Origin of the sequence: Amorphoplanes digitatis (assembly GCF_014205335.1) — a bacterium.
Classification (GTDB): domain Bacteria; phylum Actinomycetota; class Actinomycetes; order Mycobacteriales; family Micromonosporaceae; genus Actinoplanes; species Actinoplanes digitatus.
The window spans coordinates 8422370-8438710 of record NZ_JACHNH010000001.1 but is presented as its reverse complement, the minus strand read 5'-3'; the positions used below and the strand labels follow the sequence as shown (position 1 = coordinate 8438710).

Annotated in this window: 12 protein-coding genes, 1 tRNA gene and 1 pseudogene; 9 read left to right on the top strand and 5 right to left on the bottom strand. The window is 72.1% G+C overall.

All coding sequences use genetic code 11. From position 1 onward, the window contains the following. The first annotated feature begins 50 nt into the window (after positions 1 to 50). Positions 51 to 680 (top strand): TetR/AcrR family transcriptional regulator, encoded by a 630-nt coding sequence (locus tag BJ971_RS37400; RefSeq protein WP_184998019.1) that lies wholly within the window; start codon positions 51 to 53, stop codon positions 678 to 680. Between the two features lie 4 nt (positions 681 to 684). Here BJ971_RS37400 and BJ971_RS37395 read toward each other — a convergent pair whose 3' ends face one another. After that, a complete protein-coding gene (locus BJ971_RS37395; RefSeq protein ID WP_184998018.1) occupies positions 685 to 1890 on the bottom strand; it encodes an amino acid deaminase/aldolase in 1206 nt (401 codons plus the stop codon). Between the two features lie 242 nt (positions 1891 to 2132). Here BJ971_RS37395 and tmk point away from each other — a divergent pair. From tmk to BJ971_RS37370, 5 genes and pseudogenes are all read left to right on the top strand, one after another. Further along, a pseudogene (tmk, locus tag BJ971_RS37390) lies at positions 2133 to 4187 on the top strand (dTMP kinase); the annotation flags it as partial. 502 nt (positions 4188 to 4689) lie between these two features. Then, on the top strand, positions 4690 to 5883 hold the full coding sequence (locus BJ971_RS37385; RefSeq protein WP_184998017.1) for a DNA polymerase III subunit delta': 1194 nt from the start codon (positions 4690 to 4692) through the stop codon (positions 5881 to 5883). A gap of 100 nt (positions 5884 to 5983) precedes the next feature. Then, entirely contained in the window at positions 5984 to 6310 is a 327-nt protein-coding gene (locus BJ971_RS37380; protein WP_184998016.1) for a YbaB/EbfC family nucleoid-associated protein, read from the top strand. Between the two features lies 1 nt (position 6311). Beyond that, positions 6312 to 6608 (top strand): type VII secretion target, encoded by a 297-nt coding sequence (locus tag BJ971_RS37375; protein ID WP_184998015.1) that lies wholly within the window; start codon positions 6312 to 6314, stop codon positions 6606 to 6608. Further along, entirely contained in the window at positions 6608 to 7213 is a 606-nt protein-coding gene (locus tag BJ971_RS37370; protein ID WP_184998014.1) for a hypothetical protein, read from the top strand. The genes BJ971_RS37375 and BJ971_RS37370 overlap by 1 nt, the downstream gene beginning before the upstream one ends. 226 nt (positions 7214 to 7439) lie before the next feature. Here BJ971_RS37370 and BJ971_RS37365 read toward each other — a convergent pair whose 3' ends face one another. After that, positions 7440 to 8888 (bottom strand): hypothetical protein, encoded by a 1449-nt coding sequence (locus BJ971_RS37365; protein ID WP_184998013.1) that lies wholly within the window; start codon positions 8886 to 8888, stop codon positions 7440 to 7442. 246 nt (positions 8889 to 9134) lie between these two features. Here BJ971_RS37365 and BJ971_RS37360 point away from each other — a divergent pair, with 246 nt between their 5' ends. Together BJ971_RS37360 and BJ971_RS37355 are read left to right on the top strand one after the other, a co-directional pair. After that, the gene (locus tag BJ971_RS37360) at positions 9135 to 9971 is read left to right on the top strand and encodes a PSP1 domain-containing protein (protein ID WP_184998012.1); all 837 of its coding nucleotides are present in this window, start codon (positions 9135 to 9137) and stop codon (positions 9969 to 9971) included. Positions 9972 to 10128: 157 nt separating this feature from the next. Next, positions 10129 to 10596, top strand: a complete 468-nt coding sequence (locus BJ971_RS37355; RefSeq protein ID WP_184998011.1) for a hypothetical protein — start codon at positions 10129 to 10131, stop codon at positions 10594 to 10596. A 271-nt stretch (positions 10597 to 10867) separates the two neighbouring features. Here BJ971_RS37355 and BJ971_RS37350 read toward each other — a convergent pair whose 3' ends face one another. Further along, entirely contained in the window at positions 10868 to 12637 is a 1770-nt protein-coding gene (locus tag BJ971_RS37350) for a metallophosphoesterase (RefSeq protein ID WP_377885242.1), read from the bottom strand. Positions 12638 to 12745: 108 nt separating this feature from the next. Between BJ971_RS37350 and BJ971_RS37345 the strand changes: the two genes are divergently transcribed. After that, positions 12746 to 12819, top strand: a tRNA-Thr gene (locus BJ971_RS37345). Between the two features lie 267 nt (positions 12820 to 13086). Here the strand turns inward: BJ971_RS37345 and BJ971_RS37340 are convergent. Together BJ971_RS37340 and BJ971_RS37335 are read right to left on the bottom strand one after the other, a co-directional pair. Then, positions 13087 to 14793, bottom strand: coding sequence for an aldehyde dehydrogenase family protein (locus tag BJ971_RS37340; RefSeq protein ID WP_184998010.1), 1707 nt, complete (start codon positions 14791 to 14793; stop codon positions 13087 to 13089). Between the two features lie 39 nt (positions 14794 to 14832). Beyond that, positions 14833 to 16317 carry a long-chain-fatty-acid--CoA ligase gene (locus BJ971_RS37335; protein WP_184998009.1) on the bottom strand — a complete coding sequence of 495 codons (1485 nt, stop codon included), beginning with the start codon at positions 16315 to 16317 and terminating at the stop codon, positions 14833 to 14835. Positions 16318 to 16341: the final 24 nt, after the last annotated feature.

Sequence of the window (16341 nt, the reverse complement as noted above, 5' to 3'; positions counted from 1 at the left end):
TTGATCCGAGTAACGTTCCGATTAATACTGCTGAGAGGGAGTGGCGACGCGTGTCGACACCAACCGTCACCACCGGACCACTGCGCCGGGTTCCGGTGCAGGGCAGAAGCGTTGCCCGGGTCCAGCGCATGCTCGACGCCTGCGCCGAGCTCGTGGACGAGGTCGGGTACGAAGGACTGACCACGACCTTGCTCGCCGAGCGGGCCGAGGTCGCCATCGGCTCGGTATATCAGTTCTTCCCCGACAAGAGGGCCATCGTCCAGGCCCTCGCCATGCGCAACATGGACGCGTACCTGCAGAGTCTGTCGGCACGCTTCGCCAACGAGACGTTCGCTCACTGGTGGGACGGCGTCGATGCGGCGATAGACGCCTACATTCACATGCACCGCAGCGTGCCGGGCTTCCGCACGCTGCACTTCGGCGACGTGGTTGACCTGCATCTGCTCGACGCCGAGCGGGACAACAACGCGGTCATCGCCGACCGGCTCGCCGAGCTGCTTGTCGACCAGTTCCAGCTGATGGACCGGGCGCGGCTGCGCTTCGCGCTGCTGATCGCGGTCGAGGCGTCGGACGCGCTGATCAAGCTGGCGTTCCGGCGCGACGTGACGGGCGACGAGGCCGTGCTCACCGAGGCCAAGGCGCTCATCAGGGAGTACCTGCACCGTCACGTTCCGGCGTGAGGCGCTAACCGAGGAACGCATGTCCCTCTCCCCGGTACGTCGGGGCCGGCGCGGCCGTGTCGCCGTCGATGAGGTGCACCTCGTTGACGTGCTCACACAGCTCGCCGGCCTTGGCGTGGCGGAACCACACCCGGTCGCCGGGCCGCAGCTCGTCCGCCGCGGCGCCGATCAGCGGCGTCTGCACCTCGCCGGCGCCCTCGTCGCCGCGCAGGCGCAGGCCCTCGGGGAACCACGGCATCGGCTGCCGCGACGGCCCGGTCGGCCCGGAGGCGATCCAGCCGCCGCCGAGCACCGTCGCGATCCGCGGCGCGGGCCGCCGGACCACCGAGAGTGCGAAGAACGCCGACGGCGTGGGCTGCCAGTTACGGTACGTGTCGAACAGCGTCGGGCCGAAGAGTCCGGAGCCGGCGGCGACCTCGGTCACTGACGGGTCCGCGGCGGTGGCCGCCATGCTGCCGGTGCCGCCGCCGTTCACGAACTCGAGCTCGGCGTGCTCGCGGACGGCCCGCACCGCGGCCATCCGGCGCTTGAGCAGCTCGGGCAGGGAGCGGCGCTGCATCATCCGGATGCCGCGGGCCAGCACGGCCTGACCGCGAGGCTTGTCGCCGAGGCCGGCGATCTGCGCCTCGTAGGCCATCATGCCGACGAGCTTGAAGCCCGGCCGCTTGACCAGCTTGGCGGCGAGCGCACCGGCCTGCGCCGCGGAGTGGACCGGTGAGCGCCGGACCCCGATGTGCAGCGGGCCGGCCGGCTTCCAGGAGGCGTCCAGCTCCAGGCAGACGCGGATGTCGGGGCGCCCGCCCGGCGCGGCGACGGCGTCCACCACGTCCAGGTGGGCGGGGTCGTCGACCATGATGGCGATCGCGGCGGCCAGTCGCGGATCTGCGGCCAGTTCCGCGATCGCGGTCCGATCGACACTCGGGTACGCGACGAGCACATCATCGGTGACGCCGCTGCGCACCAGCCAGATCGCCTCCGGCAGGGTGTACGCCATCACGCCGGACCAGCCGGGGCGGGCGAGCACGCGCTCGAGCAGGGCGCGGACCCGTACCGACTTGCTGGCGACCCGGATCGGCTTCCCGGCCGAACGCACCGACAGCGCGGCGGCGTTCGCGTCGAAGGCGGCCAGGTCGACCACGGCGAGCGGCGTTTCCAGCCGACTGGTCGCGCGGTCAAGGCGTTCGTGCAGTGCGCTGCGTTCGACGATCACGCCAGCAACCTAACCGTTGGCGAGCATATGCGAAACACCTTCATTTTCGCGCCACCCGGATGAGCGCAGCCACGGTGAGCTGCTGCCGCCCGTTAGAGTGCTTCGAGCAGTGACCACGGGGAGGTACGGCCATCGACACCGAAACGAGTACGGCGCGCACGGAAACGGGTCCGGTGGACCTGTCCGGCGCGGCCGCGCTGCGTTCCGTCCTGCGGATCCGCCCGTTCCGTCGGCTCTGGCTCGTGCTCAGCGTGGCCTCGTTCGGCGACTGGATCGGCACGCTGGCCACCGCCCTGTTCGCCTCTCAGCAGGTGACCGGCAGCGTGGCGCAGGGCAGCGCGTTCAGCAGCACGATCGCGATCCGCCTGCTGCCCGCCCTGCTGCTCGGCCCGATCGCGGGCGTGTTCGCCGACCGGTTCGACCGGCGGTACACCATGGTCATCTGCGACATTCTGCGCTTTTTCGTCTACGGCTCGATCCCGGTCGTCGCGCTGATCAGCGACTCCGGCGGGCTGGTCGTCACCTGGGCGGTCATCGCCACCTTCATCGGCGAGACCATCACCCTGATGTGGATCCCGGCCAAGGAGGCCGCGGTACCCAACCTGATCCCGGCGGCCCGCCTCGAGGTCTCCAACCAGCTCACCCTGATCACCACGTACGGCATCACGCCGATCCTCGCCGCGCTCGCCCTGGCCGCGCTCGACGGCGTCGTCCGCGGGCCGATCGGCGGGCTGCCCGACTGGGCCGAGCCGGTGCAGATCGCGCTCTGGATCAACGCGTTCTCCCGGGCCGCCACCGCGGCGGTGGTCTTCTTCGGCATCAAGGAGATCAGCGCGGGCCACCGCGAACGGCAGGAGCGTGCCGCCGAGACCAGCATGTTCCGGCAGTTCGTCGAGGGCTGGAAGTACATCGGCGGCACCCCGTTCGTGCGGGGCCTGGTGCTCGGCATCTTCGGCGCGTTCGCCGGCGCCGGCATCGTCATCGGCACCGCCCGCTTCTTCACCGCCTCGCTCGGCGCCGGCGACGCCGCCTTCTTCCTGCTCTTCGCGACGCTCTTCATCGGCCTCGCGGCCGGCATCGGGCTGGGCCCGATGGTCGTCAAGGAGCTGTCCCGGCGCCGCTGGTTCGGCATGAGCATCGTGCTCGCCAGCGGCGCGGTCGGCTTCCTGTCCGTCGCGTTCCACCTGTCAATGGCGCTCTTCGGCGCGCTCTTCGTCGGCGCCGGCGCCGGCATGGCGTTCCTGGCCGGCGTCACCCTGCTCGGCGGCCAGGTCAACGACGAGGTGCGCGGCCGGGTCTTCTCCGTGGTGCAGATCGGCGCCCGGCTCGTCCTGCTGCTGGCCATCTCGCTCGCCGGCCTCCTGGTCGGCCTCGGCAGCTCCCGCACCATCTCGGCGGGCAGCGTCTCCGTCGACATCTCGTCGACGCGCATCCTGCTGCTGGTCGCCGGCGTGATCGGCGTCTGGACCGGGATCAGCGCGTTCCGGCAGATGGACGACAAGCACGGCGTGCCGGTCCTGGCCGACCTGTGGAGCTCGATCCGGGGCCGCCCGCTCTCCGCGGCCGAGGAGTTCACCCGGCAGGGCATCTTCGTGGTCTTCGAGGGCGGCGAGGGCGCCGGCAAGTCCACGCAGGTCAACCGGCTCTCGGAGGCGCTGGCAAAGGCGGGCCACGATGTCGTCGTCACCCGCGAACCGGGCGCGACCGACGTGGGCTCCCGCATCCGCAGCCTGGTGCTCTCCAACGGCGACGGCACGGACGCGCCGTCGCCGCGCGCCGAGGCGCTGCTCTACGCCGCCGACCGCGCACACCACGTGGCCACCGTCGTGCGCCCGGCGCTGGGGCGGGGCGCGGTCGTGGTCAGCGACCGGTACGTGGACTCGTCGCTGGCGTACCAGGGTGCGGGCCGGACGCTGCCGGTCCAGGAGATCTCCTGGCTGTCCTCGTGGGCGACCGGCGGTCTCAAGCCCGACCTGGTCGTGCTGCTCGACGTTGATCCGGCCGTGGGGCTTGGCCGGGTCGATACCCGTGGCCTGGGCCCGGACCGGCTGGAGAGCGAGTCCCGCTCGTTCCACGAGCGGGTGCGGTACGCGTTCCTCGACCTGGCGTCGGCGGACCCGAAACGCTATCTGGTGCTGGACGCGGCGCGGCCGGCGGACGAGATCGCCGACGTGGTGGCGACGCGGATCAACGGGCTGCTGAGCTCGGGGGACGACAGCCACCCGGCGCCGGCGTCCACGGCGGTTCCGCCGGGGCCGGACCTGAACGCGCCGGACCTGGTGGATACCGCGGTGGTCGCCCCGCACGCCGACCCCGCCGAGACGATGGTGATCGGCATCGGCACCCCGGGAAAGCCGGACGAGACGCTGGTGATGGGGTTCGGCGCCGCGGGCGCCCCGGACGAGACGATGGTGGTGACGCCCGGCGCCGGGCCGGACGAGACGATGATCGTGCGTCCCGCCTCCGCCGCTCCCGGGCCGGACGAGACGGTCGTGATGCGCCCGGCCGCCGGCTCTCCGCTGCCGGACGAGACGATGGTGATCCTGGCGGGCACCACGCCGGACGAGACGATGATCGTGCCGCTCGGCTCGCCCGCCGCGGCCGACAACGACGCCGACCCCGCTCCGGCCGCCGCCTCCCCGCGCGCCGCCGCTTCCCCGCGCGCCGGCGAAGACGCCGACCCGGCGCCGGCCGCTGCCTCCCTGGCCGTCGCCGATGAGGGCGACGAGGGCGACGCTGCCGGTGACGACGAGCCGCCGCGGGTGGGCGACCGGCCGTGAGCGAGCGAGAATCGACGCCATGAGTGTGTTCGCGGACCTGGTCGGGCAGGACGAGGCCGTCGAGACGATGCGCCGGGCCGCGGCGGCCGCCGCCCGGATCGTCGCCGGTGACACCGTCGCGCCGAACGGCGCCATGACCCACGCCTGGATCTTCACCGGCCCGCCGGGCTCGGGCCGCTCCGTCGCCGCCCGCGCGCTGGCCGCGGCGCTGGAATGCGAGCGCGAGGGCACCGGCTGCGGCGAGTGCCACGGCTGCCACACCGTGCTCGGCGGCACCCACGCCGACGTGCGCTTCGTGGTTCCGGAGGGCCTCTCGATCGGCGTGAACGAGATGCGGGCGCTCGTGCTCCGCGCCGGCACCGCCCCCTCGGGCGGTCGGTGGCAGGCGGTGGTGATCGAGGACGCCGACCGGCTCACCGAGGCGGCCGGAAACGCGCTGCTCAAGGCCATCGAGGAGCCGCCGCCGCGTACGGTGTTCCTGCTCTGCACCCCGTCGACGCACCCGGACGACATCTCGGTGACCATCCGGTCGCGCTGCCGGGTAGTGCCGCTGCGGCAGCCGCCCGCCGAGGCCGTCGCCGAGGTTCTCGTACGCCGCGACGGCATCGCGCCCGACGTCGCCGCCTGGGCCGCGGCCGCCGCGCAGGGCCACGTGGGCCGCGCCAAGCGGCTCGCGAACGACCCGGAGGCGCGCGGCCGCCGCGAGGCGGTGCTGGCCGTTCCGCGCCGGCTGACCGGCGTCGGCGCGTGTTTCGACGCCGCGTCCGCGCTGATCGAGGCGGCGGAGGCGGAGTCGGCCACGGCGTTCGCGGAGAACAACACCGCGGAACGCGCGGCGCTGGAGCAGGCACTCGGCGCCGGCGGCACGGGCCGGGGCGCGGCCGGCGCGATGCGCGGCGCGGCCGGGCAGCTCAAGGAGCTGGAGAAGCGGCAGAAGTCCCGCGCGACCCGCTCGCAGCGCGACGCCCTGGACCGCGCCCTTGTCGACCTGGCCGGCTTCTACCGCGACGTGCTGGTGACCAACCTGCGCGCCCCGGTCGCGGTCGTGCACACCGACACCGCGGCGTCGTCCTCGGCCGCGGCCGGCAAGTGGACGCCGGAGAGCACCCTGCGCCGGCTTGAGGCGGTCCTGGCCTGCCGCGACGCCATCGAGCAGAACGTGAAGCCGAGAATCGCCGTCGAGGCGATGATGCTGAACCTCTGGCGCGGGTAATCCACAGGGGACGAACAAGGGCTGCGCGGGGGTCACCCGACCGGGTACGGTTCGGTGTCGCACCGCGACCGCGGCGACACGCCGGGTAAGGAGCCTGCGGATGCCCCGCGAGATCGACGAGGCATGGATCGACGAGGCGATCGAGCGCTACCGCCGCCTCGACGTGCTGCGGGGTGAGTTCGAGAAGGCGGTCGCCGTGCACGTGGTCTCGGTGCACTCGCCGGACGGCTCGATCGAGATCCTGGTGACCGCGGCCGGCGAGATCACCGGCGTGCACATCCGTGGCAGCCTCCAGCACCGCGGCGCGGCCGAGCTGTCCCGCGAGGTTCAGGCGGTGGTGACGGCCGCGAACGAGGCGGCCCGCTGGGCGCGGCGCAAGCTGCACGACGAGGTGTTCGGTGAGTTCCGATCTCTGGGGGAGCGCTGACATGGAGCGGCTCGCCGAGCGCCTGGAGTCCCTCGCCGACGCGCTGAGCACTGTGGACCGTTTGCTGCCCGCGCACGGCTCGTCGCCGGGCGCGTTCGGCGCCGACGACGCGGGGGAGCCCGGCCGCCTGGGCCTGCTGCTGCACGAACGCTGGACGGCCGTGCTGGCCGCCCGGTCCCGCGAGGCCGCCGACGCGGCGGCCCGGCTGACCGCCCTGGCGGCCGACGTCCGTGTGGTCGCCGCGAGCTACGCGGAGACCGACGACGAGGCCGCGCGCCGCATCCGGCGGGAGGCCTGATGGACCGGCTGGATCGCGTCCTGGCCGCGGCGGCGCCGCTGCTGCGCCGGGTCGACGAGCTCCTCGCCGCCGGCGGTGCCCCCGCGGACCATCGCGTCTGGGCGGAGCTGCGCCGGGTGCGCCTGCTGCCCGGCGACGCGGCCCGCGGCGTGGCGGCGCTGAGCCCCCGGGAGCTGCTCGACGCCGCCCCGGACCTGCGCGGGAACGTCCGGGCCTACGGCGCGCTCGCGGCGTCGCTGCCCGGGCCGGGAGAGTGGACCGGTGCGGCCGCGGAGGCCTACGACGCCGCCCGCCGCCGCGCCGCCGCGCACCTGAGCGGCGGTGGGGAGAGCCTGGGCGCGCGCCTGGAGGCGTCGGCCGACCTCGCCGACGGGCTCGTCGCCTGGATGCGGGGTGCGCGCGACGCGGTGGCGGACGCGCTGGCCCGGGCGCTGAGCTCGACCGCGGCGGTGGTTCTCGCGGAAGGCGGGACCGACCTTTCCACGTCCCGCGAGCTTGACGCGGCGGCGGAGGTGGCTGCGCTGGTGCTGCGGGCGGTGGCGGACGGCTGCCTCGCCGGCGAGGCCCTGCTACGTGACTCGGCCGGACTGGCCGAGGCGCACTGACCTATGAAGACGGCGACGGCGCCGCCCTCGAAGTCCGGTTCGAGAGCGGCGCCGTGACCTCCTGCACCCCCCGCAGGCTCACGTCACACTCAACGCCTCCGACCGGCCTTTGTCGCCGGGGTGGGCCGGGATTCGGCCGCTCGGTCGAAGTAGGACGGTACCTGCGGGGTAGCCGGGTCGAGCCTTAGGTCGGCACGTTCCGGCTCGACGGCCATATCGAAGTCGGTCAGCGTCGTGAACGACCCCGCATGCCGAACAGCAGGGCGCCGGTACCGGCGATCAGCAGGGCCAGCCCGGTCAGCGCGATCACGTCGACCCGCGGGCCGGTGATCGGCAGGCCGCCGCCGATGCCGTCGACCGTGCCGTGCGGGTTCCCCGGCCCGCCCTGCCCGCCGGGTCCGTCGGGGCCGTTGGGACCGTTGGGACCGTTGCCGTGGCCGGGACCGCCCGGCTCGGGGGAGACCGCGGCCGCCTCGAGCCGGCCCATCTCGAAGTCCAGGACGACGCCGCCCTTGCCCTGCCCGTACGCCGCGCGGTCCGAGCCCTGGGTGATCACGACGCGGATCGCGGTCGCCTTCGCGGCGATGGCGTGCCCGGACGTGGCCTGGCGGACGTCGCCCAGCGAGACCCGGACCCGGGTGCCGGGCGCGCCGGCCGGCGCGGTCTCGGTGGGCGGCTCACTGATCACCGGCAGGCCGGGCAGGCTCGGCACCCCCGGCACCCCCGGCACCGGAACCCCGGACGTGAGCTTGCCGATGTCCGGCAGCCCGCTGAGCAGCCCCGGCTTCTTCTTCTTGCCCTTGGGGTTGCGCCCGGCCGGGCCCGCCGCGTCGCCGCGCTCCGCACCGCTCGCGACACCCGACCTCTGGCTCACGACGTTGCCGCCGCCCTGGTCGGTGTCGTCGCCCTCGTCCAGCACCACCTCGACGTCGTCGCCGGCCGTGTCCAGCCGCGCGGTCTCGAAGCCTTCGCCGGAAACCTCCAGCACGGCCGGCAGGTAGCGAACCTCCCCGCCGCCGGTGGTGGACATCGCGGCCAGCAGCGAGGGCGCCTTGAGCACCTTGATCCGCACGGCGCCGCCGAGCACTTCGGCACTGCCCCCGGTGATCGAGGCCGAGGCGACCGTCCGCGCGGCCGACCCGCGCCGCTCGACCGCCGTCGTGCTCCGGCTCGAGATGCTCCCGGGTACGCGAACCAGCGCGCTGTCCCCGTCCTCGAGCAACCCGGCGCGGCTCAACCGGGCCTGCGACCGGGTCGCCTGGCCGGTGGCGGCACCGCAGGCCATGCCGGCGCTCCACTTGGCGTGCGCGGTCAGTTCGCCGCGGCCGAGGCCGAGCGGGCCGACGTCGGTGGCGTTGACGGCGCGCCGGTTCGGCTCCTGATGGCTCGGCGGCGCCGTCTGCTGCAAGATCTCGGTGAGGTTCTTGCGGTCGGCCGGTCCGCCGTTGAGCATCCGGCTCAGCGCCGCCGCGTTGACGGTCGACTGGGCCACCATGGCGGACTTGGCCTCGCCGACCCCGACGCCGGTGATCGGCTTGCCGGTCCGGCCGGCGGGGCCGAGGTCGAGTTTCCCGACCCGCAGGAGCTCGGCGCCGGACTGGGCGGCGTACCGTTCGGCCTGCTCACACGGCGCCGGCGCGGCGGCCGCCGGCAGGGGCACGAGCAGCGCCCCCACCAGCCCGAGTGCGGCGGCGGTGGTGCGTTTTCTGGTCGATTGCGAAGCGGCCCGGACGGGCTCGGCCGGTGTCACAAGATCAACCCGTGCTGGCACGGCGGGCATCATGAAAGTTCCTCCCCCAAGGATTGCCGCAAAGAGCGACGTCTACGGGATGGCCCAACGAGAGTCGATTCTGTGGGTTGCGCGGATCTATGCAGTTCTGCGCCACTTCGCACCACGGGTCCGTCGCCGTAGGGTGTGTTCATGGGCATGCTGTGCGCGGTCAGCTTCAATAGGTACGGCCGCCTCTACTACCTCGACCCGGGCGAGTTCTCGCCCAAGGTCGGCGACCGGGTGCTGGTCCCGACCGACGACGGGCCCGAGGTGGCGGAGTGCGTCTGGGCTGCGCAATGGGTCAGCGAGGACACCGAGGGGTTCCCCAAGGTCGCCGGCCTTGCCGCGGACGACGACCTGCGCCGCGACGAGCTGCTGCGCAAACGCAAGGCCGAGGCCAAGGTCGCGGCCAAGAAGCTGATCAAGGCGCACGAACTCCCGATGAAGGTCGTGGCCGTCGACCACGTCCTGGAACAGGGCGGCGCGGGCGGCGCCCGAACGACGATCTACTTCACGGCGCCGCACCGGGTCGACTTCCGCTCCCTGGTCCGGGACCTTGGTGCGACGCTGCGCTGCCGGGTGGAGCTGCGCCAGCTGTCGGCTCGCGACTCGGCCCGGGTGCAGGGCGGAATCGGCTCCTGCGGCCGGGACCTCTGCTGCGCGACCTTCCTGACGGACTTCGAACCGGTGACGATCCGCATGGCGAAGGACCAGGACCTGCCCCTGAACCCGCTACGCATCTCGGGCGCGTGCGGCCGCCTCATGTGCTGCCTCAAGTACGAACACCCGCTGTACCAGAAGTTCCAGGCCGCGGCGCCGGCGGTGGGCAGCCGCGTCTCGACCCCGGACGGCGACGGCCGGGTGGTGGCGCACAGCGTCCCGAAGGATGCGGTGGTGGTCCGGATGGACGCCGACGGCTCCCGCTGCTCGTGCAGCAGGGCGTCGGTCTGCGCACCCCGCCAGGCCCACGAGGAGCGCTACACCTGACCCGCACAGCCTTCGGGGCCGGGGCCGGGTCCGTCGGGCCCGCCGCCGTATGGCCGAAACGGGCGCCAGTGCCTTGGACGGGCGCCTTCCCGGCCGGATGGTCCGGGCGGCGTCATACCGTTCAGGCGGTGTGGCCGGCCTCCCTAGAGTCGTGGTCATGACGGATCATCGAGAGCGGCTGCCCCATCTTGAGCATCGGGGGTTCGACTGGCCGCCGGGGGGCGTGAACCCGTTTGATCGAAGCTTTCCCGAGGCCGGTCGGCTCTACTGGGCGCACGAGCGGCCCTCCTTGCTGTTCCCGGCGGACCAGCAGCCGGAGCTCACGGAGCTGGACCGGGCGATTCCCAAGGGCTACACCACGTTGCTCCTGATGGAAAGGGTCGCGGTGGTTACGCTCGGCGAGCGCAGCCGGCGTGAGTGGAAGCATCAGGCTCTGAACCGCAGTGTGGGCCCGTTCCAGGAGTATCAACTCATCGTGCCGCCGGACGGGCCCAAGGAAAAATACCTGATGGTCGGCGCGATTTGGCCCTTCAAATGGACGCACCGTGACGCGGTGCGGCTAGGCCAACTGACCGGCCGGGTGGTCCTGGTGTGCCGCGTCCTCAGCTACGACAACTGGCACTGAGCTTGATTACAGCGCTTGGGGCCTGTTCTGGAAAGGTGGCCGGGCTGCGGCGGGCCCGCGCGGCCTAGGTGCACACGCACGGCGCCCACGGCGCGGTCGGGATCATGGGTGGCGATGCGGAATCGCGCGGCGCGGTCGGGATCACGGGTGGCCATGCGGAACCGCGCGGCTCGGCCGCGTACCGGATGGCTCTGCTGCCGCCTGGTCGCACGCCGCGATCATCCGGTACCTGGAACCTCGCCTCGCCTCGACCCCCTTTCCAGAACAGGCTCTAGCTGTGATGTTCGGGGACGCCGGGCCGGGTCGCCGGGTTGTCCACCACGATGGGCGGCTCGATCAGGTGGGGAGTCAGCGGCTCCTGCGGCCGCAGCCATGAGGCGTCCGGGGCGGCGTCCGGGTCCGCCACCCACTGGCGGCAGATCTTGTCGACGCCGATCGCGTGCACGGTCAGCGCGCCGTTCGCGGCGATGTGCATCCTGAGGAAGCTCTTGGCGTCCTCGATGCCCTGCCCCGCGAACAGCTCGTTGACGTTCACGTCGAAGCGGCCCGCGACCAGCAGGTAGAGCGACAGCAACGCGGTCGCGAGGTAGGCGATCAGCGGCCCGTAAAGCACCGCCGCCACCACCGGTGGACCCGGCCACGTCCAGTCGTGGAAGGGCAATCGCAGCCAGACCCAGGTGCCGGCGGCCGCGAGCGCGAGTTGCGCGAACCCGTGCAGCAGCCCGAGGATCCAGTGCCGGGAATGCGCCGCGGCGTTGGCCTTCGGCGGCTGGGCGAACAGCACCGTGCCGGCCAGGACCAGGAACATCATGATCACAAGCGGGATGCTGAACAGCCGCTGGAGCGTCCCCGCCTGGCCGGCCGCGCCGGACATCGCGAGCATCGTCAGCGTCTGGATGATGCCGAGCATCGTGGCGAAGCCCGGGTTGCGCTTCGGCACCCGGGCGAACACGCCCCAGCTCATCCGCCGGGACTCCTCGGCACCCGGGAAGCGGGAGACCAGCGAATAGCGCCGGCTCCGGCTCGCGTTGCGGGTCAGCGTCTCCCGGGGCGGCACGGTGAGGGCCTCCGGCAGGTTGTGGGTCGCCGCGAGGTATGCCCCGCCGCCACCGCACGTGATCAGCTCGCGGTCCTCACCCGTGTAGCGCGCGTAGTGGTGCAGGTCGCCGGAGAGCAGCACCCGCACGTGCGCACCGGTCGGCGCGAGGATCGTGCGGATGAAGTAGTCGATCGCGTCGTACGCCTCGGGCTTCTTCGCGGCCTTGACCCAGGTCGGCGACGGCGTCATCAGGATGACCCGGTCCTCGGGGCCGAGATCGCGGGCCGCGTCCTCGAAGTAGACCAGCTGCGGATCGTCGATGTAGGCGCCGAACTGCTCGTCGATCGCGAACAACCACCAGTTGGCGGGCAGTTCCACCGCGAAGTAGGACCGGCTCTGCTGGGTGCGCCATCCGCCGATATGCCCGTCCTTGCGACGGGCGAAGAGGCGGAGGAATGCGGTCAGACCGTCATACCAGTCGTGGTTGCCGGGCAGCGCGAAGAGCGTGGGCTGCGGTCCCTTGGCCGGCGGTTCCGGCAGGGCGGCGCGGTAGGGGCCCTTGGTGCGGTTCTCGTAGCCGTCGCCGTTGGCGAGTGGGTAGACCTGATCGCCGCCCATGAGCAGCAGCTGACCGCGCGGCAGGACCCGCCCGTCGATCTCGAGCCGCGGCTGCGCCAGCAGGTACGCGACCGAGTAGGTCGCGTGGAAGCCGTCACCCAGGTCGGCGACGTAGTCGAACCACAGCTCACCGTCGATGCCGGGGTGCGCGAAGGAGTCGGCGGAGAGGGCGTTCTGCAACTCGCGTTTGTCCAGATAGGCGCCGAAGAGTATCGCCATCAGGGTCCGGAGACCGGTGCTGAGCAGCAGCAACGGGGCCAGCCAGCCCACGGGTCGCTGCGGCGTGAAGCCGAGTTGCTGCGGATCCATGCTCACCGGGCGCCGCGCGACGGAGGGCTCCGCCTCCGCCGACCGCCGACGCCGGGGAGGGTGTTGGTCGCTCACGGAAGGCAGACTAGTCCGGTGGTATGACGCTCGGCGTCCGGTTGCGACGCGCGATCGCCGGACCCGTTCGGGCGCACGCCCGCCGATGCCGTACACTCAGTGACCGTTGCCGCCTTAGCTCAGTCGGCTAGAGCGACGCACTCGTAATGCGTAGGTCGACGGTTCGATTCCGTCAGGCGGCTCGGTGAGAAAGCCCAGGTCAACGGCCTGGGCTTCTTCTTTTGAAGAGGTCGTCGGTGGGCCGCGCCGGCGTTGGAGCGGGCGGTGCAAGCCGCGAACAGCCAAGATCGAATAATCCGTAATCGGTTCGACTCCGTCAGGCGGTTCCAGAGCGTCCGGCCCTGACCAGCGGAAACTCTGGCCAGGGCCTGACGTTTATCTATGCGGTTTGAATCGCCCCCGAAAACCCCCCGATAACGTTCAAGATTTCGAGCCGCGGCGAGCAGTTCTCACCCCCGCAGGGCGGAGGCGAAGATGCCGGGCAGGGCCGTCCATCGGGGCCGCGCGGCGAACGCGGTCAGCCGCCGCCCGGTCGTCGCGGCCGTCCGGTTCGTCACGAACCACGGTGGCTTCGGGGTGATGCTGAACTCTCCGGTGAGCACCGACCGGGGCAGCGGCCGGAACGGTCCGTAGACGACGGTCCGTTCGGGCCGGTGCAGCAGCAGCGAGTTGTGCACCACGCCTCGGCCGCTGCCGATGTCGTCCAAGGGGTGGCCGGGGAAGGCTCCCCAGGTCGCGCGGGCGGTCAGGTAGCCGACGCCGGTCCACGCGTTGACGCCGACGGTGCCGTAGCGCAGCCGGGCGATGCTCTCCCTCAGATGCGGGCCGAGCTGCCGCCGGGTGCGGGGGTCGATCACCAGGTTGGCGCCCAGCGTGCCGTGCAGGCGCTCGTTGGCGAGGTCGACCGCGGCGTCGAGGAACTCCAGAGCGGAACCGGGCAGCTCGGCGACGCCGAGGACCGGGCCGAAGTATTCGGTGTCGAACGCGGACTCGGCCTCGTCGGCCAGGTCGAGCCCCCACAGCAGGGTGCGGCCGCCGAGCGCCTCGTGCTGCGGGTGCGCCTGCCGCGCGCCGGCCACGCGCACGTCGCAGCCCGGGTACCAGGCGGGGCGCTCGGGCGCGTCGGCGAACGCGGCGCGTAGTGCGCTGAGGAACTCCTGCTTCTGCGGCCAGTCCTTGCCGACGACGACGATCTGGGCGGCGATGCAGTTGAAGCCGCTGTTGTGCAGCCGCTGCGTGGCGATGTGTTCGGCCTGGAACCGGATGTCCGCCTTCGACCAGCGGCCGGGCACCACGATCGTCGGGGAGACTCCGCCAAGCTCACTGGTCATCGGCTTCCGCAGGCGCGGCGCATTCGCGGCCTTCGCCGCGACACCGGCCGCGCCGGCGCCCCAGACGATCGCGTCGTGGGTGGCCTCGCTGCCGGTGATGTGTACGGCGGCGACGCCCGCATGGGTCACGAGGTGGTCGCCGACGGCCGCGTCACCGGTGACGATGCGCAGATAGCCGCGTTCGATGAACGGAGCGAAGACCGCTTCGAACACCGGCAGCAGCGCGTCGGTGATCGGGTTGAGCTTCAGCAGCACCACCCGGTTGTACGCGTAGAGCTGGTAGAGCACGTCCAGCGGCGCGATGGAGGTGATGTTGCCGGCGCCCATCACCACGGCGACCCCGGCGGTCTGTTCCGGCGTGCGCAGGCCCAGCCCGGCATTCTCCCTGGTCTCACGCTCGGTCACGCCCGGCTCCATCCAGACCTCGGCAGTGAAGCCACTGAGCAGCAGCCGGTCGTAGACCTGGTGCGGCAACACGTCGATGGCCACACGGTCGCCGGGGGCGGTGCCGACGCGGTATCCGTCCAGCAGGTCACGCCCCTGTTCCAGGCGGGTCAGCGTCTCCGCCAGCGCGGGCAGGTAGCCGAGGACCGCCCACGGGCCGCTGGTCCATTCCTCGCCGAGCAGCGGGGAGGCGGCGGGCAGCTGCTTGATGGTTGCGGCGACGCGTACCCATTCCTCGGCCTTGGCGGCGACGTTCGCGTGCACGTCCATCAGCAGGGCGCGGCGTGCGGCGAGCGACTCGCGGGCCCAGCCGCGCTCGCCCTCGGACAGCGCGGCGATCATCTGGTCGAGTCGGGAAGTGACGGCAGGGGTGATTGTCATCGGGGCGAGGGTCCTTGTCGGCGAGGGGTCGGCGATGTGTCAGGCGAGCAGGTGCGCGGGCGCTTCGATCGCGCGCTTGAGAATCTTGCCGGTCGGCGACTTCGGCAGCTCGTCGACGATCCACACGTGCCGTGGGTACTTGTACGCCGCCGCCTGCGCCTTCACGTGTTCGCGCAGCTCGTCGGGGGTGGCCGTGGCGCCGTCCTTGAGTGCGACCGCGGCGCAGGTCTCCTCGCCCAGTTCCGGGTGTGGGATGCCGATGACGGCCGCCTCGCGCACCGCCGGGTGCTCGTACAGCAATTCCTCGATCTCGCGCGGGTAGACGTTGTAGCCGCCACGGATGATCATGTCCTTCTTGCGGTCGACGATGAAGAAGTAGCCATCCTCGTCGATGCGCGCGAGGTCGCCGGAGCGGAACCAGCCGTCCGCGTCGATCGCCTCAGCGGTCGCGTCCGGGCGGCCCCAGTAGCCCTTCATTATGTTGTGGCCGCGGATCACGATCTCGCCGATGCCGTTCTCGACGTCGCGCAGCGCCATCTCCACCCCGGCGACCGGGGTGCCGATCGACCCGGGCTTGCGTTCCCGGTCGGCGTGGTTGAACGAGGCGACCGGAGACGTCTCCGACAGGCCGTAGCCCTCGAGGAGGACGCAGCCGAACGCCTCCTCGAACGCGCGCATGACCTCGACCGGCAGCGCAGCTCCGCCGGACGCGCACAGCCGCAGGCAGTCGACGTCGAACTTCGCCCGCTCCGGGGCGCTGAGCAGCGCGACATACATCGTCGGCACACCCTGGAAGACCGTGACGCGGTGGTGGTGGATCGTGTGGAGCACCGTCTGCGGGTCGAAGCGCGGCACGAGCGCCAAGCAGGCGCCGGCGGCGACCGCGGCGTTGAGTCCGCAGGTCTGGCCGAACGAGTGGAACAGCGGCAAGGCGCCGAGCACGACGTCGTCGCAGGCAATCGACATCAGGTCGATCGCGACCTGCGCGTTGCGGGTCAGGCTGGCGTGGCTGAGCTCCGCACCCTTGGGCATGCCTGTGGTGCCGGAGGTGTAGAGGATGACTGCGGTGTCGGCGGCGTCGCGTTCGACGACGCCGTCCTGCGGCGCGGTGTCCGCCAGCAGGGCCTCGAACTCGCCCGGCGCCACCACCAGGCACTCGGTGCCGGCGGCGGCCGCGCCGGACACTGCGTCCTCGGCGAAGCCGTGCCAGGCCAGCACCAGCTTGGCCTGCGAGTCGCTCAGGTAGAACGCGACCTCGCGGGACTTGAGCAGCACGTTCATCGGCACCACGACGGCGCCGGCGCGCAGGATGCCGTAGTAGGCGGCGGCGAACTGCGGCACGTTCGGCAGCATGATGCCGACCCGGTCACCGGGCTGCACGCCGCGCTCCCGCAGCAGCCCGGCCACGCGGGCGCTGGCCGCGTCGAGCTGTGCGAACGACACAACCGCGTCGCCGAGGCGGATGGCGGGGGCGGCGCTGTCGCGGGCTGTCGAGGCGGCCAGATTCTGAGCGAGGTTCGTCATGACCAGATCCCTCTTCGTGTGTGA